Source organism: Chitinibacter tainanensis DSM 15459 (genome assembly GCF_000429785.1).
GTDB classification, from domain to species: domain Bacteria; phylum Pseudomonadota; class Gammaproteobacteria; order Burkholderiales; family Chitinibacteraceae; genus Chitinibacter; species Chitinibacter tainanensis.
Genome location: NZ_AUCN01000017.1, coordinates 122,706 through 146,926, shown reverse-complemented (window position 1 = coordinate 146,926; position 24,221 = coordinate 122,706). Strand labels below are relative to the sequence as shown.

Genomic DNA, 24,221 nt, shown 5'->3' with positions numbered 1-24,221 from the left:
ACCTCGGCTTGCAAGGAAATGAACATGAAAGCAATTAACGTAGGCCTGTGTGGTGTCGGTACTGTTGGTGGCGGCACTGCCACCGTATTGCAACGCAATGCCAATGAAATCGCCCGCCGTGCTGGCCGCCCTATCGTGGTCAAAATGGCCGCCAACCGTGATCTGGCGCGTGCCAAAGAATTGTGTGGCGATGACGTCATCATCACCGACAACGCGATGGACGTGGTCAACCACCCCGAGATCGACATCGTGGTTGAATTGATCGGTGGTACCACCATCGCCAAAGACGTGGTGCTGGCCGCAATCGAAAACGGCAAACACGTTGTTACCGCTAATAAAAAACTGATCGCCGAATACGGCAACGAAATCTTCGCCAAAGCGCAAGCCAAAGGCGTGATGGTCGCGTTTGAAGCCGCCGTTGCGGGCGGTATTCCGGTGATCAAGGCGCTGCGCGAAGGCCTGACCGCCAACCAGATCGAATGGGTGGCCGGCATTATCAACGGCACCAGCAACTTTATCCTGACCGAAATGCGTGATAAAGGCTCAGCTTTTGCCGACGTACTGGCTGAAGCCCAACGCCTTGGCTATGCCGAAGCGGATCCAACGTTTGACATCGAAGGCCACGATGCCGCGCACAAGCTCACCATCATGAGCGCGATTGCATTTGGTATTCCGGTGCAGTTCGACAAAGCCTACCTGGAAGGCATCAGCAAACTGGAAGCCGCCGACATCAAATACGCCGCGGAACTCGGCTACCGCATCAAGCTGCTGGGCATGACCCGCCGCCGCGAAAACGGCATTGAGCTGCGCGTATCCCCCACCCTGATTCCGGCTGGCCGCCTGATTGCCAATGTGGATGGCGTGATGAATGCCGTACTGGTCAAAGGCGATGCCGTGGGCGCCACCATGTATTACGGCCCGGGCGCCGGCGCCGAGCCGACCGCGTCTTCGGTGATTGCCGACCTAGTCGATATCACCCGCCTGCACACCGCCGACCCAGAGCACCGCGTACCGCATCTGGCCTTCCAGCCTAGCGCGATGGCCAATCTGCCGATTCTGCCGATCGACGAAGTGGAAACCTGCTACTACCTGCGTCTGAGCGTGAAAGACCTGCCGGGTGTGCTGGCCGATGTCACCACCATCCTCGCCGAAGGCCAGATTTCGGTAGATGCCATGCTGCAAAAACCTGCCGGTGACAGCGCCGAGATCGTGATCGTGACCCATACCGCGGTCGAGAAAAACGTCAACGCCGCCATTGCCAAGATCGAAGCACTGGCGTCGTGCAATGGCAAGATTGTGAAATTGCGTCTGGAACACTTAAACGGCTAATTTGGCTATGAGCGGCGCTTTAATGCCGCTCTTTTCCTACACAAGGTGCTTTATGCGTGTGCTTTTACGCCATCGACTGATCTCATTACTGCTGAGCTGCACACTGACTGGTTTTACTTTTGCGGATGAAAAAGCCAATACCGATGAGCTGAAACTGGATATTTTCCGCTATGCACTGGTCAGTTCATGCATGCGCGATGCCAGTGGCCTTGCCTCATTGGGCAAAAACTTAGCCCAATTTGATCTCACGCTGGATCAAAAATCTCTCTGCAATTGCGTTGGGGGCAACCTCATCCGCGACCCACAACTTAAAGCGGTTTTACTCAGTGCGGATGCAAATACGCAGTTAAGTGCGGAGACCAGCAAAAAACAGATTGGCGGTAAGACCATGCAGCTCGCTTTTGCTTGCGCTTCCGCGATTCTAAAAGAGCAACTGCAAAGCGGTGAGAAAAAGACCACCACTCAATGATACCCAACCAAGGTATCTAAACACAGATCAATCAAAATAAACATCACGGGCCTATACCCATGAAATACATCTCTACCCGCGGTGGCGTTGCCGCCCAGCAATTTAGCGATATCCTGCTTGGTGGCCTGATGGCCGATGGTGGTTTGTCGATTCCGGAAAGCTACCCGCAGTTTGCCACCGCCGAGCTCGCGCAGCTGGCCACATTGAACTACCGCGACTTGGCATTTGCCGTGATCAGCCGCTTTGTGGATGACATTCCGGCGGCCGACTTGAAAGCGCTGATCGACAAAACCTACACCGCTGCCGTGTACTGCAATGGCCGCAATGCCAGCGACGCCGACCAGATCACGCCGGTGATTAAGCTCGATGACACGCTGTACGTGCAAGAGCTGTCGAACGGCCCGACACTGGCCTTCAAAGACATGGCGATGCAATTGCTCGGCAATTTGTTCGAATACGTGCTGGCCGCCAAAGGCGAGCAAGTAAATATTCTGGGCGCCACCTCGGGCGACACCGGCTCGGCGGCGGAATACGCCATGCGCGGCAAAAAAGGCGTGAATGTCTTTATGCTGTCGCCGTTTGGCAAAATGAGCCCATTCCAGCGCGCGCAGATGTTCAGCCTGCAAGATGAAAACATCTACAACCTGTCCGTCCACGGCTTTTTCGATGCCTGCCAAGACATCGTCAAAGACGTGAACAAAGACGCGGCCTACAAAGCCAAATACAAAATCGGCGCGGTCAATTCGATCAACTGGGGCCGCATCGTGGCGCAGGTGGTGTATTACTTCAAAGGCTATTTCGCCACTATCGCCGCCACCGGCCGCGCCGTGGGCGATAGCGTCGATTTCTGTGTGCCATCGGGCAATTTCGGCAATATCTGCGCCGGCCATATCGCCCGCCAGATGGGCTTGCCGATTGGTCAGCTGATCGTGGCCACCAACGAAAACGACGTACTGGACGAATTCTTCAAAACCGGAGGCTACCACCCACGTGGGCTCGATCGCACCTACGAAACCACCAGCCCATCGATGGACATCACCAAAGCCTCGAATCTGGAGCGATTTGTGTTTGATCTGGTGGGGCGCGATGCCAGCAAGCTGGCCGCCATGTGGCAAGCAGTAGAAAGTGGTGGCGGCTTTGATCTGCCAGCCGAAGACTTTGCCCGCATGCGCGATGTGTATGGCTTTAAATCTGAAGCCAGCACCCACGCCGACCGCGTGGCGCATATCCGCGAAGTATTCGCCCAATTTGGCGTGCAGATCGACCCGCACACCGCCGATGGCTACAAAGCCGCCAAAGCGCACCGCAACCCGGCCGTGCCGATGGTCATCATGGAAACCGCCCTGCCGGCCAAGTTTGAAACCACCATGCTCGAAGCCCTGAATCAACCGCCAGCCCGCCCAGCCGGTTTGGCTGGTCTCGAAGAGCTGCCACAGCACTTTGACGCCATCGCCGCCGATACAGAGCAAGTGAAAGCTTATCTGGCCGAGCGCATCAAGCTGTAAACCTACTGGGCTTCACCCTGAACCAAACAAAAACCCCGCACTAGCGGGGTTTTTGCTGAGCGCAAGATTCAGTCTACGCGCGAGGAATGGCACTTAAGAACCCACTTCGCCAACTCGCAAACACGTATAGCGACAGAAGCCTTGATTTTCATAGATTTCACAGCAATACCAAGGCAGGTATAGATGCCAGCATATCAAGTAGCGCAACGCAAACAGCGGAAGACACACTGCGCAGAAATTTGCCTAGCACACCGCCGTCGCACCGAAACACCACGCGGTACACGCAAGCTGCTGCGACTAGGAAAAAAGATTAGACTAGGCGAAATGGGGGCGGACTGCTGTCGGCCAAGAGCTGTCATTTGACCATAATCTTTGTATTTCCCTTTTAATTTTTGAATAGTTTTGCTTCATTCTCTGACGCCCAAATATCGTCACTTGCACAAAATCTCAAAGATGGAGCCGCAAGCAAGGTTTTGTCTTGATTAAATTGGCTATAGCTAAATTCATATATACGAGCAACAAGTTGTTGTTTTTGTAAATCGGTAATCTCATAGCCAAAACGCTTCAATCGAAGCTCCCCTTGAATTTGGACGCTAACCCTTTCCCAAGCATACAATACAGGCAGGGCTAAATCAGCAGGTCTCTTGTCAAATGATGCGTCATTTCCAGGATTTCCTTTAAGGTAACGGATATCGTAGGAAATATGAGTGGTTGGGTTGGTGTAACGTGCGAATCCAACATTTTTTAGCAATGCGGCTGACCTTGCATAGTACTCGCTATCCGCCATCCATCCCACTCCCGGCTCCAGCTTCTGATAAACCCGCAGTCCACCTTCTTTTTCGCAAATCGCCTTGAAGCGGTAATAGCCGCGAATATTATCGTAAAATAACAGCACAATTAGGCCTGTCACTACGGTAAAAATAATGAGTGGTGTTTTTAATGTCTGCATTGTGGAATACCCTCACACAAACCATACTCTTTAACCTGTTTCGGACAAACAAATAAGTATCAATTTAATTAATCGGCACCAATGTTGCAGCTTTAAAAGAACGAGTCAAGTGTCGGAAATGGGTCGTTAGCCGCCCCAACAAAAAACCGCCTCACGGCGGTTTTTTGTTGAATCATCAGTTTTTCTTAATTCGCACCAGCACTTCATTCCCACAGCCCTGATATTCCACGCTGTCGAACGAGAGCATCCGCGCCATTGAAATACCGCGGCCATGCGGGTCGAAGGCGCGTTCGGGTGAAAACTCGAGGAAGGGCTGCCAATCAAAGCCGCGGCCTTCGTCTTTGATACGGATCTGTACTTCTTCGGCCGCGCTGGCAAATTGCACCACCACCACGCGATCTTTGTACGTTGGGTCTTGCAGGCGAGCTTCGACTTCATCTTGCCAGCGGCCGGTTTGCAAGAGGCGGGTTTTTTCGCCGTAGCTGATCGCCAAATTGCCGTGCTCGACGGCATTCACCAAGAGCTCGGATAAGCCCAGCGCCACCCGTTGCGGATCGGGGCAGGCACGGGAGAGCAGCAAGGTCAGCTGGCGGGCTTCGTCGAGCGAGCGAAAGTGAAATTGGCCATTCACCAGCAATTTGTACGAATCGGCGTGCTCGGCGATTTCGCGCTCTAGCTGGCTGCGCTCGGTGTGAAAGCCCACCGCGGCAGCCACAATCGCCAGCAGCATTTCGCGTTGAAACGGCTTGATCAGATAGTAATACGCGCCCGCGGCGAGGCCTTCTTGCACGTTTTCCGCCGCACCTACCGCGGTTTGCATAATCACGGGCACATGCTGGAATTCGGGGTGCTGCTTGAGTTTGGCCAGCACCTGCATGCCATCCATGCGCGGCATCATGCGGTCGAGCAAGATGGTATCAAAGCCGATGCGATCGCTTTGCAGCACTTCCCACGCTTCTTCTCCATCCATCGCGGTGGCAGTCTCGTAGCCGGCATCGTGCAGATGCTCGGAGAGAATTTCCAGATTGAATGGTTCGTCATCGACGATCAGAACACGCCCGGGTTTGGCGGTGGGATTCATTGCAACGTCCTCGTCATACATGGCTTACTCGGCAATATACGCTGCTTGATCAGCACTGGCTAATTCAGCGTACAGGGCGACAAATTCTTGCGCTAATTTGTGGCGCGGATCCAGCGCCACCAGCGGCAGGCTGCGTTCGTGCGATTCGCGCACCTTCACCGAGCTGGACAGCCGGGTTTGCAATACCGGCAAATGCTGGGCTTCCAGCTCTTGCACCAGCCGCTGCGGCAGGCTGGCGCGCGGCTGAAATTGATTGACCACAATGCCTTCGATTTGCAGATCGGCATTGTGATCCTGGCGAATTTCCTCTACCCGCGCCAACAGCCCCAGCAAGGCATCGCGCGAGAAAGTATCGCAATCAAACGGAATCAGGCAGCCGGTGGCGGCGATCAGCGCCGAGAGAGTGAAGAAATTAAGCGCCGGCGGCGTATCGATATACACCTCATCAAACTGGCCGGTGAGCTCGGCCAGCGTTTCGCGCAATTTGTAGATTTTGTAGCGGGATTCGAGTTTGCTTTGCTGCTCGGCAATTGCCGGATGCGAGGGCATTACAAATAGATTGTCGAGCCCCGTGGCGTGGATAAACTCGGCCGGGCCTTTGGCATAGAGCGAAAAATTCAGCACTTGCTCGAAAAAGCCGGCGAGATTGGGCTCGAGCTGCTCGCCCGATACCCCCATCAGGTAATGGGTGGAATTGCCCTGTGGATCAAGATCAACGACCAATACCCGCTTGCCGGCCGCCGCAGCCACCGCCGCCAGATTGACCGTAATGGTGGATTTGCCCACCCCGCCCTTCTGATTGAACACCACCCGTCGCAACATCGTCTGCCACCCCGTTTCGCCGCATCCATCATGCTGCGCCCACTATACCACTGCCCTGCTGCGCCGCCGATGTACGCGTCAGTCTCGTGTCATCAAGGCAACGCCATACCCGTAGTGTATGCAGGGTCTTGAAGCCGATTAACTTAGCCCCATTTAGACAAAGATCGCCGCCAACGCGGCTCTATTACTTGTCTGTAACCCCACAGGGATAGAAGAACCATGAGTAAAGAAACCCTAGGCTTTCAGGCCGAAGTTAAACAATTGCTGCAATTGATGATTCACTCTTTGTATTCCAACAAAGAGATTTTCCTGCGCGAGCTGGTATCCAACGCCTCTGACGCATGCGACAAGCTGCGCTTTGAAGCCATCAATAACGACAGCCTGTACGGCAGCGACCCTGAGCTGAAAATCCGCGTGAGCTTTGATAAAGACGCCAAAACCGTCACCATCAGCGACAACGGTATCGGGATGAGCCGCGAAGAGGTCATCAAAAACATCGGTACCATCGCGCGCTCGGGCACCAAAGAATTTTTCAGCCAACTCTCAGGCGACGCACAAAAAGACGCGCATCTGATTGGCCAATTTGGCGTGGGCTTTTATTCGGCCTTTATCGTGGCCGACAAAGTCAGCCTAACCACCCGCCGCGCCGGCGAAACCGCCGCTACGCGCTGGGAATCGGCTGGTGATGGCGAATTCACGCTCGAAGACGTAGCAAAAGAGAGCCGCGGTACCGAGATTGTGCTGCACCTGAAAGACGGCGAAGAGGAATTTCTCAGCGATTGGCGCCTGCGCAGCATTATCCGTAAATACTCAGATCACATTACCCTGCCGATCGTGATGGCTGCCCAAGCCGGCTACAACGAAGACGGCTCGATCAAGCCTGCGGAAGGTGACGAAACCGTTAACCAGGCCAATGCTTTGTGGACGCGCAGCAAGTCTGAGATTACCGACGAGCAATACACCGAATTCTACAAACACGTTGCCCACGACTTTGAAGCGCCACTGGCCTGGAGCCACGCGAAAGTCGAAGGTCGGCAGGAATACACCGAGCTATTGTATGTGCCGCAACGCGCGCCGTTTGATTTATATGATCGCGAGCGTCGTCACGGCGTGAAGCTGTATGTGCGCCGTGTGTTTATCATGGAAGACAGCGAAAAATTGCTGCCGCAATACCTGCGCTTTATCCGCGGCGTGATCGACTCATCTGACCTGCCACTGAACGTATCGCGCGAAATCTTGCAGCACAGCAAAGACATCGAGCAAATCAAATCCGGTTGCGTGAAAAAAGTACTTGGTATGCTCGAAGGCCTGGCTAATTCGGAAGATGCGGCAGAGCAAGAGAAATATGCGAAATTCTGGAGCGAATTTGGCCGCGTACTGAAAGAAGGCGTCGGTGAAGACTTTGCGAATAAAGAGCGCATTGCCGGCCTGTGCCGTTTTGCCTCAACGCATACCGATTCGGCCGAACAAACCGTCTCGCTGAAAGACTACATCGCGCGGATGAAAGATGGCCAGGAGCTGATCTACTTCATCACCGCCGATTCATTTGCCGCCGCAAAAAACAGCCCGCACCTCGAAGTCTTCCGCAAGAAAGGCATCGAAGTCTTGTTGCTGAGCGACCGCGTGGACGAATGGGCGTTTAGCGGCCTGACCGAATTTGAAGGCAAAAAACTGCAATCGGTGGCTAAAGGTGAGCTAGACCTCGAAAAATTCACCGACGAAGAAGAGAAAAAACAGCAAGAAGCGGCCGCGACCGAGCTCAAAGACGTACTGGAGCAAATGAAAGGCGTGCTCGGCGAATCGGTGAAAGACATTCGCGTAACCCACCGCCTGACCGATAGCCCGGCGTGCTTGGTGGTGGAAAACACCGATATGAGCGCGAATTTGGAGCGCCTGTTGAAATCGGCCGGCCAAGATGTTCAAGGCAGCAAACCGATTCTGGAAGTGAACCCAAGCCACCCACTGGTGAACAAGCTGAAAGCCCAAAGCAGCAGCGGCCAATTTGGCGACTGGACGCAATTGCTGTTTGATCAGGCGCTGCTGGCCGAAGGTGGCCAGCTGCCCGACCCAGCTGCGTTCGTAAAACGTCTGAATGGCCTGATGCTGGCGCTGCAAGACTAATACCACCTCGGGTATAGCCCTATAAGGCAAGCTAGATAAATTCTGCTAGCATATACCCCACCAACCGGCCCTGCGGGGCCGGTTTTCTTTTATGCACCAAGGCCCGCACCAATACGCGGCAAAGCCGCGAGTATGTAAGCCAGAATGGTGTGAATAGTCTAACCTGAGTGCACAGCCTCACAATCAAGGAATTCAACATGTTGCGCCGTTGCCTGTTACTGTGTGCCCTGACCTTGGGGCTTGCCCTGCCCAGCTGGGCCTTGGATGCGCCCAGTGGCAAAGTACTTGTGACCTTCAGCGGGAAAATCAGCCATAAAAACCAAGGTGAGCTCGCCGCTCTGGATGCGCAGCTCTTGGATAAACTGCCTTGGGTCGAAATCCGCACCAGTACACCATGGTATCCGGGCGTGAGCGTATTCCGTGGCCCGCGCCTGCAAGATGTACTGCAGCTAGTAGGGGCGCAGGGGCAAACGTTGGAAATCAAAGCGCTGAACGACTACATCACCACCGTGCCGCTGGCCGATGCCGCCGAATGGCAGCCGATTCTGGCGCGCATGCACAATGGCAAACCGCTACAGGCGCGCGATAAAGGCCCCTTGTTTCTGGTTTACCCCTATGACAGCAATAAAAAGCTGCAAAGCGAGCTGTATTACTCACGCTCGGCCTGGCAAATCAACAAAATCGCTGTGAAATAATCGATGCAACTCAACTACGGCCGCTGGCAAAAAATGGAAATGCGCCTGTTGATCGGCGCTGCCATTTTTTTGTTTTGCAGCTTTGTGGCGCTCTTGGTGCTGCAGCAGCGCCAAATGGGCACGCTGCGCCAGTTCGCGCCGATGGGCTTTGACAACCCGGTCTGGCCCTATACCCAGCTCAGCCTCGAATACCACCGGCTGATCGGGCAAATCGACCGCACCTTGCTCAACCAGGGTCGGCCCGAAGAGCTGGAAGAACTGCAAACCCGCTACGATATTTTTGTCAGCCGGGTCGAGATTTTGCTAAATGGTAAATCCAGCCTGCCACTGAGCCAATCCCCCGACAATCAGCCCACCATGCAGGGGCTACAACGGCTGATCACCTTTGCCGATCAGCGCCTGAATGCCGAGCTGCATTTTAAATACGACCCACTGTGGCTCACCCAGCTGCGCCGCGAGCTAATCCAGCTGGATGAAGGCGTGGCTCGCTTTGTGCAGCAAGCCAATCATAATGCGGCGGTGGAAGCGGAAATGCGCTCGATCACGGTGCAAAAACAGCTCAAAGTCTCCACCGCCATTGCCGTATTTCAGTTTGTTTTGCTAGTGGTGGTGATGCTGCTGATTTACCGCCAGCACGCCAGCGCCACCCGCCGCCGGCTGGAATTGGAAATCCTGAATCGCACTCTGGAAGAAGCCAGCCAGCTGGCTCAGCAAACCAGCCGCGCCAAGAGCCAGTTTGTGGCCAATATGAGCCATGAAATCCGCACGCCGATGAATGGCGTATTGGGTATGCTGGAGCTCTTGGGCGACACGCCGCTCAATCAAGAGCAGCGTGAGATTATCGACACCGCCGGCCATTCGGCGCGGCATTTGCTGGCCTTGCTCAATGATATTTTGGATGTGGCCAAGCTGGAATCAGGCAAGCTCTCACTCAGCCAGCAAACTTACTCGCTGCCGCAGCTAATCCGCGAAGTGCATCAGCTGTTTACTGTGCAGGCCCAGGCCAAACAGCTGAGTTTAAGCTTGGATCTGGCCGATGATTTGCCGGCCTGGCAGCTCGGTGATGAAATCCGCCTGCGGCAAGTGCTGTTTAATCTGCTAGGTAATGCGGTGAAATTTACCGAGCAAGGCAGCGTGCATCTGCATGTCTGGAGCGACCCGCAGCGCCTACATATCAGTATTAGCGACAGCGGCATCGGCATGTCAGAGCAAACGCTCAGCCAGTTATTCCAGCGCTTTAGCCAGGCCGATGCCACCACCACCCGCAAATATGGTGGCACCGGGCTAGGGCTGGAAATCTCGCGCAATTTGGTGCTGCTGATGGGGGGCAATATCAGCGTGCAGAGCGAGCCGCAGCGCGGCTCCACCTTCCATATTCAGCTACCTCGCCAAGACTGCCCACCGCCGCAACTACGGCCGATCCTGCAGGACAATAGCGGTATTCGCCCACTGCATGTGCTGGCCGTGGACGACAACCCGGTTAATTTGAAGGTCATCGGCAGCATTTTGGAAAAAATGGGCCAGCAAGTGGCCTACGCCACCAATGGCCAGGAAGCTTTAGAGATGGTGCAGCAGCTACGCTACGACCTGGTGCTGATGGATGGGCAAATGCCGATCATGGGCGGCGCCGAGGCCACGCGACAAATTCGCGCCCTGGGCGGCGAATGGCTCAGCTTGCCGATTGTGGCGCTCACCGCCGATGTGCTGAGCGACTCGCGCGAACAATACCTCGCCGCCGGGATGGATGATTTCCTCGCCAAGCCAGTGGATATTACCGAGCTGCGCCGCGTGCTACGCAATATCAGTCAGCAGATACCCGGCTAAACAATTCGGCACGCAAATGCGCCAAGGCCCGCGCCTCAATCACCTGCAGCCGACGCGCTAATGGCTGATCGGCCGGATCAAACAAACTGGCCGCGCCCAAATCTCCCAGATAGCTGTGCTCGCCATACCAGAGCAGATTATGCGCATATACATCGCCATGTATTAGCCCAGCAGCGTTCATGGCATTGACCGCGCTGGCAATACCCCCATATATGGCCTCTGCTTGCGCTCGTGTGAAGCGCAGATCTGCAGGATACACATCGCGGGTACAGCTCTCTAAACTCGGCGGGCCAGCCATTACGCTAAATTCGGCCCCAATGCGGTCAAACAAAAGGGCTGCCTGCCCTGCGGGCGCATCCTGCACCCGCGCCAGTAGCCGTATCAAGTTCGGGTGAGGCGGAGCGGCCAGATTGGCAGCCAGCTCAGATTCGGTCCAGCCATCACTCCCCAGCCCGGCTTTAAAGCATTTCACTGCCGTGGCTTGCCCCTGCCAGCTGGCAGCAAAAATCTGCCCCGAAGTACCCTCGCCCAGCCGCTCGCCAAGCTGCAGCGCGGGCCATACCACTTCCGGCACAGAGCGCTGCAAGGCCGCAGCTTCAAGCTCGGCACTGAAGGGGTTACCCGCAAACGCCAGCCAGGCCAGCGCGGGGAAGTCCCACAGGCAGGCGGGCAAGGAGTGAAAATCATTCGCGGCGATGCGCAGTAATTCAAGCTGCTGGCACTGGGCGAGGCTTGCCGGCAAGTGCTGCAAGTGGTTGCCCGCCAGCATCAACTTTTGCAACCGCGTGCACTGCCCCAGCGCGGCGGGCAGCTCGCCAATCTGATTATCGGTGAGGATCAGCCAGCGCAAACGCGCTGGCAAAGCCGCAGCCGGCACCACACGAATCTGGTTACTTTTAAACCCCACCATCTCCAGCGCTGGGCATTGCCCTAATACCGCCGGTAGCTCGGTAAAGCGATTATTCGAGCAAAAAATCACTTTAAGCTGCCGCAAGCGCGGTAAATCGGCGGGCAGGCTACTGAGCTGATTGCCGCTGAGATTCAAGATTTCAAGGCTATCTGCCAGCGTAAAAATCTCGCGGGGAAACTCGGTAAGATCGGCGGCGAGATCCAGCCGGCGCAGTCCATGCAGCGCGCCGCTGCGCAGTTGTTCGAGGGTATGCATCGCAACAGTAATCAGATTCTGATGGCCAGCATGATACCCCATCTAAATAAAAACCCGGCGAGGGCCGGGTTGAATAGATCGTGCGCAGATGAATTCACTAAAAGAGCTCGATATCGCCCGCCAGCGGCTTACTTTCCGCCAGCTGCACATTCCCGGCCAGCGTAATCGCTTCGGCAATCGGCATGCCCTGCAAAATGGCATCGAACAGCTGTTTTTCTTGTTCCATCGTGTATTGCGAGCGAATGCGCTGCTGCAAGCGATGCCACTCATGCGGCAAAAACATGGCTTGCCGGTCGGAGACCAGCTCAGCCAGCGCACTGATGGTGCCGCACACATGATCCATACGCTGCGAGAGCCGATCAAAAAACTGAAATGCCATCACCGAACGCACATTTTGTTGCTGGATTTCTTCCACTTTGCTCTCGATCGCTAATTCCGCCGGTAGCTGCTGGCCGACTTCGAGCAAAGCGTCGCGCAAGCTTTCAATGTGGGTGGCAGTAGTCTGAAAGGACTCGGACAAGGTATTGAGCGAAGCGCCACTATCCTGCATCGCATGCCGCACCTGCGCCACCACAATGCCGAGCATCAGGATCGTTTCCTGCACTTGGCTCCAGTTCAGATCAGGGTTATGCACTGCGGTGCCGTTGTGAGGGGATTCCAGCATGATGCGCCAAGCCTTGTGGTCGTGATAACACCACTATAGGAATGCTTAGCAGTGATCGCCATCCAAAGCTTTATGAATTGAGCATATTCGCGTCAGACTGATGTCGGCGTGCAGTACCTGCCAGCTTTGCGCCTGATCACTGGCCAGCGCCAGCCAGCCGCGCTCCGCCACCTGCCAGATGTCCACCTGCCAGTAGCCAGGCTCGGTGGTCAATAGTTGCCAGCCTTGCGCCGTCTGCAGCAATTCAAAACGCGCCAAGCCGCCAACGATGCCGGTACCCAAAGCTTTAAGCAGCGCCTCTTTGGCCACCCAGCGCAGGTAAAAATGGGCGGACAGCTCCACGGCGGGCGTGGCTGCGAGTTGCGCCGCTTCGCGGGGGCTGAAATAGCGCTGCGCTAGCGCCATCATCCGTGTACTGCGGCGCGGATATTCCAGATCAATCCCCACCCTCCCCTGCCCCAAGGCAGCAGCCGCTGCGTGCGGGCAATGGGTCCACGACAAGCCCTCCAGCGCCGGCCATGCTGGCGCGTAAGGGCGGCCGGCCGCTGTCTGCGCCAGTTGTGTTGAGACCCCGGCCGCGGCCAGTAAATGCTGTGCCTGCTGCCTCGCCTGCAGGGCCTGCTGCAAACGAGCGGGCTCACAGATACTCTGCAGCCGTTCGGTTTGCAGAGCATCAAGCTGAGCCAGCACGGCGGCTTGCTGCTGCGCCGTCAGCGGCTGCGCCAGATCGGTAAGGCTAAATTGGCTAAGCGTTGGCATCATCAATAGTGGGCAGCCAAGAAAAAAGCGGCCGCTTGGCCGCTTTGTCTTCTGGTAAGCCGTGCAGCTTAAACCGAGAAAGAAGAACCACAGCCGCAAGTCGATTGAGCGTTCGGGTTCTTGATGGTGAACTGCGAGCCTTCCAGGCTTTCTACGTAATCGATCTCAGCGCCGACCAGATACTGGTAGCTCATCGGATCAACCAGCAGCGTCACGCCATTTTTGGTTACCGGCGTATCATCATCATTCACGATTTCATCAAAGGTAAAGCCGTATTGGAAACCCGAGCAGCCACCGCCGGTCACAAACACGCGCAGTTTCAGATCTGGGTTGCCTTCTTCGGCGATCAGTTCGCTGACTTTGGCAGCGGCATTGTCGGTGAAGACAAACGGCATGGGCATATCGGTTTCGGTGGTCATTACAGCTCCGAAAATAGTTGACTAAAACAATAGGGTTTATTATCCGCTGCTCGTGCGCTGCGGTCAATGCTGCCGGGGCCGCTGGTCAGGATTTGCTGGGCTCAACCCGAGGCACATCCTCTGGCGACACTTCTTCGCGCTTGCCGTTATGCACATGCACCAGATGCCCCTCGATGACCGCGCCGGGATGCATTTCCAGCGTTTTATACGCCAGATCACCAACAATGCGCGATTTCGATTGCAGCTCGACATACTGGCTCACTTCAATCGGGCCGCGAATCTCGCCATTCAAAATCAGATGGCTGCATTGCACCTTGCCTTCAATACGTGCTTTTTCACTCACCACCAGCGTGCCTTGCTTGGCATCAGCCATGCTGACATTGCCCACAATCACGCCATCCACCCGCAAGCCGCCGGCAAATTGCACATCGCCAGTCAGGCTGGTGCCCTGGCCAATCAGGCTATCAATCTTGGTACTGCCTTTTTTCTTGCTAAACACGGCTTCTCCTCAGATTTTCTTCTGGCAACTGGCTTGCACCTGATTGCCCTGTTCACCAAAAAATTGGACGTCCAGCAGTAGATTGCTGGCGCCCTCAGGCGGCTCTAGCTCGCCTTCCAGTTTGGCGTAATGCCTGGCTTGCACCTTGATCGGGCTGCTTTGCCCTTGGCTGATGCGGCCTTTTTTGCCTTCGTGCTGGTATTGCAGACTTACCTGCAAACGCCCAAGCAATTCATCGGTGCGATTCATGCCCTGCACCAGCAACAGCCGGTAGCGGTATTTGCCCGCTTCCAAAGGCTGCAATTCGCAGGCCACGAAACTCGCCAGCCGCGAGCGATCATTGCTTTGCAATAACGACTCGAAAAACGACAGCGTTTCTCGCGTGGCAGAGAGTTCTTGTTGTTGCTGCTTTTGCGCAGCCAGCAAGGCGTCACGCTCGGCCAGCACAATGGTAAGCTGCTGGGCTTGCAGGGCTTTTTCGTTCAGCAACGAGGCAATCTGCTGTTGCGCTTGCTGGCCACGCGCCTGCTGGCTACTGCTTTGCGCGGCCATTTGCTGCTGTAATTGCTGCTGGCCATAGAGGTATCCGCCCACACATAAGGCAGTACCTAGGCTAGCGAGCAATACCCCACGCACACAGCGCATGCGCCAACTGGCTTGCGGGCGCAAAGACAGTGGCGCAGCGGTCAGCCGCGCCCGTTGCAAGCGATATAAACGCTTTAATGGCATGCGGATGGATTAAGGCAGCAATGGCACGATATCTAGGCCGGCCGCTTCCGGCTGGCCAAACATCAGATTCATCACCTGTACCGCCTGGCCGGAAGCACCTTTAACCAGATTGTCTTCCACCACCAAAATCACCAATAAATCGCCATTGCCGGGGCGATGCACGGCGATGCGGGCGGTATTGCTGCCGCGTACCGAACGGGTTTCGGGGCAAGAACCAGCCGGCATCACATCGACAAAGGGCTCGCCAGCAAAACGCGCTTCAAATAATGTCTGGATATCGGCGGCTTTGCCAGCTTCGGTCAAGCGCGCATAGATCGTAGAGTGAATGCCGCGAATCATTGGCGTGAGGTGCGGCACAAAAGTCAGCTCAACCGGCGCGCCGTGAATGGCCGACAAACCTTGCATGATTTCCGGTGAATGGCGATGGCCTTTCACACCATAGGCTTTGAAATTATCGCCGGCTTCGGCAAAGAGTGTACCGACTTCGGCCTTGCGGCCGGCACCGGACACACCCGATTTACAATCGGCGATGATACCGCTGGTTTCGATCAATTGGGCGCCATTTTCAAGCAATGGCAACAAACCGAGCTGCACTGACGTTGGGTAGCAACCGGCCATCCCGATCAGCCGCGCCGCTTTGATCGCCTCGCGATTGACTTCGGGCAAACCATACACGGCTTCGGCGAGCAAATCGGTGCAGCTATGCTCCATCGCATACCATTTGGCAAACTCAACCGGATCTTTCAGGCGGAAATCGGCCGCCAAGTCGATGACTTTCACGCCAGCGTCGAGGAGTTCACGCGCCTGCGCCATCGCCACGCCATGCGGGGTAGCGAAAAACACCACGTCACATTGGGTTAGCTGCGCATCTTCAGGAGTAGAGAAAGCAATATCCACGCGCCCGCGCAGGCTTGGATACATCTCAGCCACTTTCATGCCGGCTTCTTTGCGCGAGGTTACGGCCACTAATTCGACCTGTGGATGGCGAGACAGCAGACGCAGTAATTCAACGCCGGTATAGCCTGTGCCGCCAACAATCCCTACTTTGATCATGTTCACTTCCCCCTGAGAATATCAGCGCGATATTAAAGCAAAACCGCCATTCCAGCACAGTGTTTTGGCCATAGCGGCGCAGATTGTGCCCATCAGCCAGCCCAATTTGGACGTAAAAAAAGCCACCCCAGAGGATGGCTTTCTTGGCAGCTCGAAAAACGAATTAACGTTTTGAGAACTGTTTGCGACGACGTGCACCGCGCAGACCCACTTTTTTACGCTCAACTTCACGAGCGTCACGAGTCACGAGGCCAGCTGATTTCAGCGTTGGCTTCAGAGCAGCGTCAAAGTCGATCAGAGCGCGAGTGATACCGTGACGAACGGCACCAGCTTGACCAGATTCACCGCCGCCTACTACGTTGACCATGATGTCGAACGATTCGAGGTTGTTAGTGAGTTCCAGTGGCTGACGAACGATCATACGGCCAGTTTCACGGGCGAAGTATTGATCCAGACCTTTACCGTTTACTACGATATTGCCAGTACCTTTAACCAGAAATACGCGAGCTACTGAGCTCTTGCGACGGCCGGTACCGTAATTGTATTTACCTACCATGATGCAATTCCTTTAAGTTCGCAGTAGCTTACAGAGCAAGGGTCTTAGGCTCTTGGGCTGCGTGCGGATGCTCGCTGCCAGCATAAACCTTCATCTTCTTGATCATTGCATAGCCCAGCGGGCCTTTCGGCAGCATACCTTTAACAGCAAACTCCAGCGCACGGCCTGGGAATTTGTTTTGCATTTCGGTGAAGGTACGCTCATAGATACCGCCTGGGTGACCAGTGTGGCGGTAGTATTTCTTAGAGGTAAGTTTATCGCCAGTAACGCGGATCTTGTCTGCGTTAACCACAACGATGTAATCGCCTGTATCGACGTGCGGAGTGTATTCAGCTTTATGTTTGCCACGCAGGCGTTTGGCGATCTCGGCGGCGAGACGGCCCAGCACTAAGTCTGTGGCGTCCACAACGAACCACTCGCGCTTAACCTCGTGCGGCTTGGCAGAAAAGGTTTTCATGACTGCTAGTCCACGTTTTTGATTTCAATGAAAGTCGGCGATTGTAGCGAACGTCGCCACCCGCTGTCAAAACTATTTTGCAGGCCGGCGCATAATTAATACGGAGGTCATACAAAAAAAAAACGCAACCCGGTTACCCCAGATTGCGCGAAGTCCACCAAAAATGGAGGATGGAGGAGACGACACCAAGCAGGCCTGATGTCACGGTCGATTATGTCTGACATTTCCACGTAAGGCAAGCAAATTTGGTGCAACGCGATAGACGGCTGCACCAAAAGTTGGCAAGCCGCAGCCCACAAGCCAAAGCGGGCATTTGCCGGTAGAATAATCCCCCTCTGCCGCCAATTCGACATGAAAGGAATGCACCGTGAAAGTACGCGTGAAATGGGTTGAAGAAGTCAGCTTTCTTGCACAATCGGAATCCGGCCATGCGGTTCTGATGGATGGCCCGCCCGAAGGCGGCGGCCGCAATCTGGGCCCACGCCCGATGGAAATGCTGCTGATGGGGATGACTGGCTGCTCGACCTACGATGTGATCCACATCCTGAAAAAAGGCCGGGCCGACGTGCGCGACTGCGTGGTGGAAGTGGATGCCGATCGCGCCAGCACCGATCCCAAAGTATTTACCAAAATTCATCTGCACTTTATCGTGACCGGCAAAGGGCTCAAACCCGAACAAGTAGAGCGAGCGATCAAGCTCTCGGCCGAAAAATACTGCTCGGCCTCGATTATGCTGGGCCAAGTGGTGCCGATTACCCATGATTTTGAAGTGCGGGAAGCCGACTAAAGCGCCAGCACCAGCGAGCGCTTCGGCGCACTGAACAGCACAAAGGCCGCAAACGCGGCCTTTGTTATTTCTATTCGAGCTCTTTTTATATTTATGAGTGCGATAACTGCGCGTATGGCTATCCGAGCCTGTTGCCACCGGGCTACTCAGCTCTGCAAGTCCGCATCAAAATACCCTCGCGGGTATAGCGCCAGCATCTTTATTCATATGAGCTCGCAGCGCCATACCCCTAGTAGTTAATGCTGATCGCCACTAGGCTGGTAAATCCAAGCATAAGGCAGTCCGATCACCAGCGCGCCGCCCACAATATTACCCAACGTGGCGGGCAAGAGGTTGTGCAGCAGAAAATCGCCAAAGCTCGCATCCAGCCCCATCAGCATTGCCGCCGGTATAAAGAACATATTGGCAATACTGTGCTCCATGCCCAGTGCGACAAAAGCCATCACCGGCAGCCAGATGGCCATCATCCGCCCCAGCGTATCTTTGGCCGAATAAGCCTGCCAAGCCGCCACACAGACCAGAATATTGGCCAGCATGCCTTTAAAAAAAGTGGTGATAAATGGGTTTTCCAGCTTGTGATGCGCGACATTCAGCAAGAAATTGGTGGCCGGCTCGCCCGGCTTGAAAATACCGGTCATATAGGCAAAGGCCCAAGCGGTGAGCAAGGCGCCGACAAAATTACCCAGATACGACACACTCCACACGCGAGCCACGGTGGCCAGATCAATGCGCGCGCGCTGCAGGGGCACCATCTGGGTGGCGCAATTGGAAGTAAATAGATCTACGCCGGTGAGCACGACGGCGATGAAGCCCATCGGAAACACGGCCCCGAACACAAATTTTTGCAAGCCAGGGTTGCTGGCCGCCAGCCCGGGCGAGCCCCCCGCCACCACCAGCGCCAAAAGGCCCCCCAGCGAGATAAACATCCCACCGATAATCGCCATTACCCACAGACGCGCTTGCGGCAGCGCCACTTTATCGAGCGCACTGTGCTCGACGTAATCCACAATCCCGCTTGGGGCCAGCATATTCGACATCGCGTTCACCTACCAGAAAAAACCATAGCTCGTTTATATCGCGTTCTACTGGCCCGCGGCTGCCAAAAATTCACCTGGCATGCCGCTTTTTGGCCGCTTTCTGATCTAGCGCAAATCCGCCGAAGGCACCGGCGGCCGCCTTTAAATGCGGTACGACAGGGTGGTCATTACTTTCGAGGTAGCGGTCATCAAGGTGGCCACCGGCAGTGGCAGCTCGGCAGCGCCCAGCGCGACAGCCTGCTCGGCATGGCTGGTTTCATCAATCGCCATCTGCGTCACAATCGCGCGGCTTTTAGCGTCTTGCTCGGGCAGCTGGGCCAAATGGCTGCGCAAATGCGCAGTGACTTGCCGCTCGGTTTCGGCCAGAAAGCCTAAATTCCACTTATCGCCAATCACCCCGGCGGTGACGCCCATGGCAAACGAGCCGGCATACCACAAGGGATTGAGCAGGCTACGGTGACTGCCCAACTCATCCAGCCGCTGGCGAGTCCAGGCCAGATGCTCAACTTCTTCATGCGCCGCTTCCCGCAGAGCTTCACGCGCCGTATCACTGCGGGCGGTAAGCGCCTGGCCCTGATACAAGGCCTGCGCGCAAACTTCACCACAATGATTTACCCGCATCAAGCCGGCGGCATGGCGCTTTTCCTCGGCGCTCAGCTCGGCCTCGGGCAAGCCCTGATCGGGGTGCGGGCGCACACTGCTGGCAGGGGCCGCTAAAGTGCGCAAAACGGTATCGAATTCACCAATCAATTGGTCAACGGTAGGCAATTTCAACATCACACATGCTCCTTGTTCCCGACAATTCTACACCGCCCTCGTGGTATGATTGTTTGATTATTTCCCGCCCATTCACCCAGTTTTGCAGGATTTCTGATGAAACGTTTTGTGCTTGCCGCTACGCTGGCCTTCTGCAGCCTGACCGCTGCTGCCGCCAACCCTCAAGTTGAACTCAATACCAGCAAGGGCAAAATTGTGCTGGAACTGTACCCGGAAGCCGCGCCGAAATCGGTGGCGAATTTTCTGCAATATGTAAAAAGCAAACACTACGACGGCACGATTTTTCACCGCGTGATTAATGGCTTTGTGGTGCAAGGCGGCGGCTATACCGCCGAAATGGAACAAAAACCCACCAAGCAGCCAGTCGAAAACGAAGCCAAACAGGCGCTGGAAAAAGGCCTGAAAAATGATCGCGGCACCTTGGCCATGGCCCGCACCGCCAACCCGCATTCGGCCACCAGCCAGTTTTATATCAATCTGAACGATAACGATAATCTGAACTATCCTTCTTTTGACAAATGGGGCTACACCGTATTTGGCAAAGTGGTGAGCGGCATGGATGTCGTAGATCAGATTGCCAAAGCGCCGACCAAACCGGGCGATCAGCCGGTGGAAAACATCGTGGTGAGCAGCGCCCGCGAATTACCAGCCAAAGCCGAAAAAGCCGCCAGCAAGGCGAGCAAAGCCAAATAAAACCAAAGCAACATCCAGCCGCATTGCGGTTCGACATCGACCAAGGAGTAATCTGATGAGCAAAGTAAAACTGACGACCAGCAAAGGTGACATCGTACTGGAGCTGAACGCAGAAAAAGCGCCAATCACCGTCGAAAACTTTCTGCATTACGTGACTGACGGCCATTACGATGGCACCATTTTTCACCGCGTGATCGAAGGTTTCATGATTCAAGGCGGCGGTTTTGAGCCAGGCATGAAAGAGAAAAAAGACAAACGCGCCAGCATTCAAAACGAAGCCGACAACGGCCTTAAAAACGAGATCTACACCATCGCCATGGCGCGCACTCCAGATCCGCATTCAGCCACTGCGCAATTCTTTATCAATGCTGCTGACAACGATTTTCTGAATTTCCGCAGCAAAACCGCCCAAGGCTGGGGCTATGCCGTGTTTGGCGTGGTGACCGAAGGCCAAGACATCGTGGATGCGATCGAAAAAGTGAAAACCGGCAGCAATGGCTTCCACCAAGATGTACCTAAAGAAGACGTGGTGATCCTGAAAGCCGAAGTGCTGGCTTAAGCTTACCAAGCCTGTTCCAAGCGCGGTTCGCCGCGCTTTTTCATTGCCCACCGCCATGACCCACCCCACGCTGTTTATCTCCGATCTGCACCTCAGCCCCGCCGACCCGGCCACCGTTGCGGCCTGGCAAACCTTTTTGCGTACCACCGCCACGCAGGCTGCAGCGCTGTATATCCTGGGCGATCTGTTTGAATACTGGCTGGGCGACGATCAGCTCAGCGATCCATTTGATGCGGCAATTGCCGCAGATTTGCGGGCTTTGGTTGCAAACGGCGTGGCGGTGTATTTCATGCCCGGCAATCGCGATTTTCTGCCCGGCCCGCGCTTTACCGCAGCCAGTGGCGCACAGATATTGCCCGACCCAACCCTGATTGAGCTGGATGGCGAGCGCATTTTGCTTGCGCACGGCGATGCCTATTGCACCGATGATGTCGCCTACCAACGCTATCGCCGTCTGGCGCGCAACCGGCTGGTGCAATGGCTGTGGCTACATACGCCGCGGCGCTGGCGTGATCAGCAGGCGGCGAAGCTGCGTGCCCGCTCACAGCAGATGAATCGGGTGAAAAGCGCCGACATCATGGATGTCAACCCGGCCGCGATTACAGCCGCCCTACAGGCATACACCACCCGGGTAATGATCCACGGCCACACCCACAAGCCGGCCCGACACACATACCCCGCAGGAACTCGCTGGGTCTTGCCCGACTGGCATGCCGGCGCAGGCGGCTATTTACGCTGGGAAGCGGGTCGCGCCAGCCTGCATACCCTCACTGGCGCGCCGTGGCCGCTGGCGGATTAATCCCTCTGCACTCAGCACGCACGCCTTAAGCCCAACCTACGCTGGCGCTGTGGCAGTTGCGCGCCGCGGCTACGGCGAAGCTGTCGGCTAGCGCAAGGCTATCGTATGATGCGTTTTTACTTTACCTCCGCCCTGCCATGCTGCGTCGCGCCCTGTTTCTGCGTTTGACTTATCTCGCCCTCGGTATTTGCCTGCCTTTGCTGGGCGGGCTGGGCTGGTGGCTATATCAGCTGCCGGATTTGCAGCCTTGGCATACGTATGTGCCAGAACACGAATACAAACAAGACTCGGCCATTGATACCCTGGCCGAGTATCAGCAACAAGAACAGCAACTGCTAGCCGAAATCCGCCAGCATGCCGAGCTAGCACCGCAGCCGGGCGCCATTAGCCGCTATGTGCGCGGCAGTATCAGTAATCCGCTGGATTATCAGCACAACTGGAATCGCACCTTTATCTTGCCCGGCCGCCCCGGCGGGCCGGCGGCCTTGCTGGTGCATGGTTTGTCCGATTCACCGTTTAGCCTGCGCGCGCTGGGGCTGAGTTTGCAGGCGCGCGGGTATACCGTGGTGGGGCTGCGTCTGCCTGGGCATGGCACCGTACCCGGGGCGCTGACTCGCTTGCGCTGGCAAGATGCCGCCGCAGCAGTGCGCCTGGCCATGCGCGATCTGGCGCGGCGGCATAGCCGGATTGATTACATCGGCTATTCCACTGGCGCCACGCTGGGCTGTGAATATCAACTGGCCCGGCTCGGTGGCGAAGCGCTACCCCCGATCGCCAGCCTGACCTTAATCTCCCCGGCACTTGCGGTCACGCAAAGCGCGGGCTACGCCAAATATGCCCGCCTGCTGGCTCCACTGAGTGGCATTGGCGCCGCCGCCTGGAGCGAGCTGGCGCCCGAATACGACCCCTACAAGTACAACTCGTTTCCTTTTAACGCCGCCGTGCAGATTGATGAGCTAACCCGCCGGGTGCAAAGCGGGCTGGCGGGGCAAGATTTACAAGGCTGGCCGCCCACACAGGCCTATCTAACGAGCGTAGATGACACCGTGCTGGCTGCGCCCGTGGCTAGTATTTTGTTTGAACGGCTGCCCGCCGGGCCGCATCAGCTGTGGGTGTATGATCTCAACCGTTATCAGCCGTTTCAGCCCTTGCTGAATCTGCCCCGCGCGCAATGGGCGCTCAATTGGTTTGACCACCCCAGTGCCAAACCCTATCAGCGCGTGTTAATCAGCAATCGCAGCGTCCCCACCGCGCAGCAGCTGTGGCGGGAAAGCCGGCAGGGCACGGGGCCGGTAAGCCGCACGCCTTTGAATGTTAGCTGGCCCGCGCAGCTGTATGCCCTCTCGCATGTGGCGCTGCCTTTTGCGCCGAATGATCCGGTGGTCGGGATACCCGATGCGGCACAGCTGCAAAGCGGGCAATATCTGGTGCAGCTGTTACAGGGTGAGCGCGGCGTACTCAAAGTGCATGGCAATCAGCTCTTGCGGCTGCGGCATAATCCGTTTTACGCCGTGCAGGAAGCCGCCGTGCTCGATTTTCTGGCCCGCCATTAATTCGCACTGGCGACTTCGACCTTCAGCCAGATCACGTAGCTAGCCTGGGTTTCCTGCTGATCAACGCCATTAATCCGCCGCCGGTCGGAGCTGGCCTCCTGCCGGGTTTCCCCCACCGGCAGCCATTCACCCAAACGCCCTTCCACCTCGCTATAAGCTTGCTGCTGTTGCACCACGCCATCGCGGCCAATGGTCGCGCTATATGGGTGCAAACGCACCCGCACCCGCTCGCCCAGCGTGTTTGCTTGCGCATAAAAGCCGTTATCTACGCTTTGCCATTGCCCGCCATAACTTTGCACCTGATAGCCGGGGCGATAGCGAAAAGTCAGCTGCGGGATAAAGCGCTGCAGCCCAAGGCTAATCATCGCCTCACCACCCTCGACCACACTAAGGGTTTGCGCCAGATTGCGCTGCTGGCGGTTTTGCTCGGCATTGGCATTCAAACTCAGCTCGCTCTCGCCCGGCCAGCGCAAGACGCCATCCACCCCCACCTGCCATTGGCGGGTGGCACTCAGCTCGCTCTGGCGCACGCTGATGCGCAGCATTTTGCTGCGCTGATCCAGTGCCTGCAGTAATTGCCGCGCCTGCGTTAGCGTGGCTTCATCCGCCGCGCTGATAATCAGCTGGCCATTAAACGCCCGCACGATGGCCTGTGGCAGCACGGCTTGGAGCTGCGGCGCCAGATCGGTGGCCAACTGATGACGTGGCGGGTAGGTCAGCAGGCTTTGCGCCTGCACCAGCAGCATACCCACCATAAGTATTGCTGCCAAAGCTATTTTTGATAATGAATTCATAGATATACCCCAATTTAATACAAACCCATCACGCTTGAGCGCGGGGTAAAACTACCTGCAGCTGAATCTGTAAGAAAGAAAGACCGGCTGTCAGGAAGCATTTGCCATTGGCATAGTGCAGGCATA

At 56.0% G+C, this 24,221-nt stretch carries 26 protein-coding genes; 11 read left to right on the top strand and 15 right to left on the bottom strand.

Going from position 1 to position 24,221, the window contains the following annotated elements; all coding sequences use genetic code 11:
* The first annotated feature begins 24 nt into the window (after positions 1-24).
* The 3 genes from G482_RS0105485 to thrC are packed head-to-tail and all read left to right on the top strand — an operon-like array spanning position 25 to position 3,303.
* Complete coding sequence (locus G482_RS0105485) at positions 25-1,329, top strand: homoserine dehydrogenase (protein ID WP_028449200.1); 1,305 nt, start codon at positions 25-27, stop codon at positions 1,327-1,329.
* A gap of 7 nt (positions 1,330-1,336) precedes the next feature.
* The gene (locus G482_RS0105480; RefSeq protein ID WP_156905351.1) at positions 1,337-1,798 is read left to right on the top strand and encodes a hypothetical protein; all 462 of its coding nucleotides are present in this window, start codon (positions 1,337-1,339) and stop codon (positions 1,796-1,798) included.
* A gap of 59 nt (positions 1,799-1,857) precedes the next feature.
* On the top strand, positions 1,858-3,303 hold the full coding sequence (gene thrC / locus G482_RS0105475; protein WP_028449198.1) for a threonine synthase: 1,446 nt from the start codon (positions 1,858-1,860) through the stop codon (positions 3,301-3,303).
* Between the two features lie 385 nt (positions 3,304-3,688).
* Here thrC and G482_RS0105470 read toward each other — a convergent pair whose 3' ends face one another.
* From G482_RS0105470 to G482_RS0105460, 3 genes are all read right to left on the bottom strand, one after another.
* Entirely contained in the window at positions 3,689-4,252 is a 564-nt protein-coding gene (locus tag G482_RS0105470; RefSeq protein ID WP_028449197.1) for a hypothetical protein, read from the bottom strand.
* Positions 4,253-4,427: 175 nt separating this feature from the next.
* Positions 4,428-5,333, bottom strand: coding sequence for an ATP-binding response regulator (locus G482_RS0105465; protein WP_028449196.1), 906 nt, complete (start codon positions 5,331-5,333; stop codon positions 4,428-4,430).
* A gap of 24 nt (positions 5,334-5,357) precedes the next feature.
* On the bottom strand, positions 5,358-6,155 hold the full coding sequence (locus G482_RS0105460) for a ParA family protein (RefSeq protein ID WP_211227569.1): 798 nt from the start codon (positions 6,153-6,155) through the stop codon (positions 5,358-5,360).
* Positions 6,156-6,374: 219 nt separating this feature from the next.
* Here G482_RS0105460 and htpG point away from each other — a divergent pair, with 219 nt between their 5' ends.
* From htpG to G482_RS17405, 3 genes are all read left to right on the top strand, one after another.
* Entirely contained in the window at positions 6,375-8,276 is a 1,902-nt protein-coding gene (htpG, locus tag G482_RS0105455; protein ID WP_028449194.1) for a molecular chaperone HtpG, read from the top strand.
* Positions 8,277-8,473: 197 nt separating this feature from the next.
* On the top strand, positions 8,474-8,971 hold the full coding sequence (locus tag G482_RS0105450; RefSeq protein WP_034618998.1) for a putative pterin-binding protein: 498 nt from the start codon (positions 8,474-8,476) through the stop codon (positions 8,969-8,971).
* A gap of 3 nt (positions 8,972-8,974) precedes the next feature.
* Positions 8,975-10,795, top strand: coding sequence for an ATP-binding protein (locus G482_RS17405; RefSeq protein WP_084414464.1), 1,821 nt, complete (start codon positions 8,975-8,977; stop codon positions 10,793-10,795).
* Here G482_RS17405 and G482_RS17400 read toward each other — a convergent pair.
* The 9 genes from G482_RS17400 to rplM form a co-directional block, all read right to left on the bottom strand.
* Positions 10,773-11,960: a leucine-rich repeat-containing protein kinase family protein gene (locus tag G482_RS17400; protein WP_169721051.1), complete on the bottom strand. Its 1,188-nt coding sequence runs from the start codon at positions 11,958-11,960 to the stop codon at positions 10,773-10,775. The genes G482_RS17405 and G482_RS17400 overlap by 23 nt on opposite strands.
* A 97-nt stretch (positions 11,961-12,057) precedes the next feature.
* Positions 12,058-12,624 carry a hypothetical protein gene (locus G482_RS0105435; RefSeq protein ID WP_028449192.1) on the bottom strand — a complete coding sequence of 189 codons (567 nt, stop codon included), beginning with the start codon at positions 12,622-12,624 and terminating at the stop codon, positions 12,058-12,060.
* 45 nt (positions 12,625-12,669) lie between these two features.
* Positions 12,670-13,386 (bottom strand): 4'-phosphopantetheinyl transferase family protein, encoded by a 717-nt coding sequence (locus G482_RS19450; protein ID WP_051258751.1) that lies wholly within the window; start codon positions 13,384-13,386, stop codon positions 12,670-12,672.
* Positions 13,387-13,451: 65 nt separating this feature from the next.
* The gene (erpA, locus tag G482_RS0105425) at positions 13,452-13,802 is read right to left on the bottom strand and encodes an iron-sulfur cluster insertion protein ErpA (protein ID WP_028449191.1); all 351 of its coding nucleotides are present in this window, start codon (positions 13,800-13,802) and stop codon (positions 13,452-13,454) included.
* 85 nt (positions 13,803-13,887) lie between these two features.
* A complete protein-coding gene (locus G482_RS17390; protein WP_034618997.1) occupies positions 13,888-14,301 on the bottom strand; it encodes a bactofilin family protein in 414 nt (137 codons plus the stop codon).
* Positions 14,302-14,310: 9 nt separating this feature from the next.
* A complete protein-coding gene (locus G482_RS0105415) occupies positions 14,311-15,030 on the bottom strand; it encodes a DUF6776 family protein (protein WP_028449190.1) in 720 nt (239 codons plus the stop codon).
* A 9-nt stretch (positions 15,031-15,039) separates the two neighbouring features.
* Positions 15,040-16,083, bottom strand: a complete 1,044-nt coding sequence (gene argC / locus G482_RS0105410; protein WP_028449189.1) for an N-acetyl-gamma-glutamyl-phosphate reductase — start codon at positions 16,081-16,083, stop codon at positions 15,040-15,042.
* A 163-nt stretch (positions 16,084-16,246) separates the two neighbouring features.
* A complete protein-coding gene (gene rpsI, locus G482_RS0105400) occupies positions 16,247-16,639 on the bottom strand; it encodes a 30S ribosomal protein S9 (protein ID WP_028449188.1) in 393 nt (130 codons plus the stop codon).
* Between the two features lie 28 nt (positions 16,640-16,667).
* The gene (gene rplM, locus G482_RS0105395) at positions 16,668-17,096 is read right to left on the bottom strand and encodes a 50S ribosomal protein L13 (protein WP_028449187.1); all 429 of its coding nucleotides are present in this window, start codon (positions 17,094-17,096) and stop codon (positions 16,668-16,670) included.
* Between the two features lie 367 nt (positions 17,097-17,463).
* On the opposite strand from rplM, the gene G482_RS0105390 reads away from it, so the two are divergent.
* A complete protein-coding gene (locus tag G482_RS0105390) occupies positions 17,464-17,883 on the top strand; it encodes an OsmC family protein (RefSeq protein ID WP_028449186.1) in 420 nt (139 codons plus the stop codon).
* A gap of 236 nt (positions 17,884-18,119) precedes the next feature.
* Here G482_RS0105390 and G482_RS0105385 read toward each other — a convergent pair whose 3' ends face one another.
* Both G482_RS0105385 and coq7 read right to left on the bottom strand, forming a co-directional pair.
* Positions 18,120-18,920 carry a formate/nitrite transporter family protein gene (locus tag G482_RS0105385; RefSeq protein WP_028449185.1) on the bottom strand — a complete coding sequence of 267 codons (801 nt, stop codon included), beginning with the start codon at positions 18,918-18,920 and terminating at the stop codon, positions 18,120-18,122.
* 141 nt (positions 18,921-19,061) lie between these two features.
* Positions 19,062-19,697: a 2-polyprenyl-3-methyl-6-methoxy-1,4-benzoquinone monooxygenase gene (coq7, locus tag G482_RS0105380; protein ID WP_028449184.1), complete on the bottom strand. Its 636-nt coding sequence runs from the start codon at positions 19,695-19,697 to the stop codon at positions 19,062-19,064.
* 96 nt (positions 19,698-19,793) lie between these two features.
* On the opposite strand from coq7, the gene G482_RS0105375 reads away from it, so the two are divergent.
* From G482_RS0105375 to G482_RS0105360, 4 genes are all read left to right on the top strand, one after another.
* Positions 19,794-20,390 carry a peptidylprolyl isomerase gene (locus G482_RS0105375; RefSeq protein ID WP_028449183.1) on the top strand — a complete coding sequence of 199 codons (597 nt, stop codon included), beginning with the start codon at positions 19,794-19,796 and terminating at the stop codon, positions 20,388-20,390.
* Positions 20,391-20,445: 55 nt separating this feature from the next.
* On the top strand, positions 20,446-20,949 hold the full coding sequence (locus G482_RS0105370; protein WP_028449182.1) for a peptidylprolyl isomerase: 504 nt from the start codon (positions 20,446-20,448) through the stop codon (positions 20,947-20,949).
* Between the two features lie 55 nt (positions 20,950-21,004).
* Entirely contained in the window at positions 21,005-21,748 is a 744-nt protein-coding gene (locus G482_RS0105365) for a UDP-2,3-diacylglucosamine diphosphatase (protein ID WP_051258750.1), read from the top strand.
* A gap of 137 nt (positions 21,749-21,885) precedes the next feature.
* Positions 21,886-23,301, top strand: coding sequence for an alpha/beta hydrolase (locus G482_RS0105360; protein WP_028449180.1), 1,416 nt, complete (start codon positions 21,886-21,888; stop codon positions 23,299-23,301).
* On the opposite strand, the gene G482_RS0105355 is transcribed toward G482_RS0105360, so the two are convergent.
* Entirely contained in the window at positions 23,298-24,056 is a 759-nt protein-coding gene (locus G482_RS0105355) for a hypothetical protein (RefSeq protein WP_028449179.1), read from the bottom strand. The two genes, G482_RS0105360 and G482_RS0105355, sit on opposite strands and share 4 nt — an antisense overlap.
* Between the last annotated feature and the right edge of the window lie 165 nt (positions 24,057-24,221).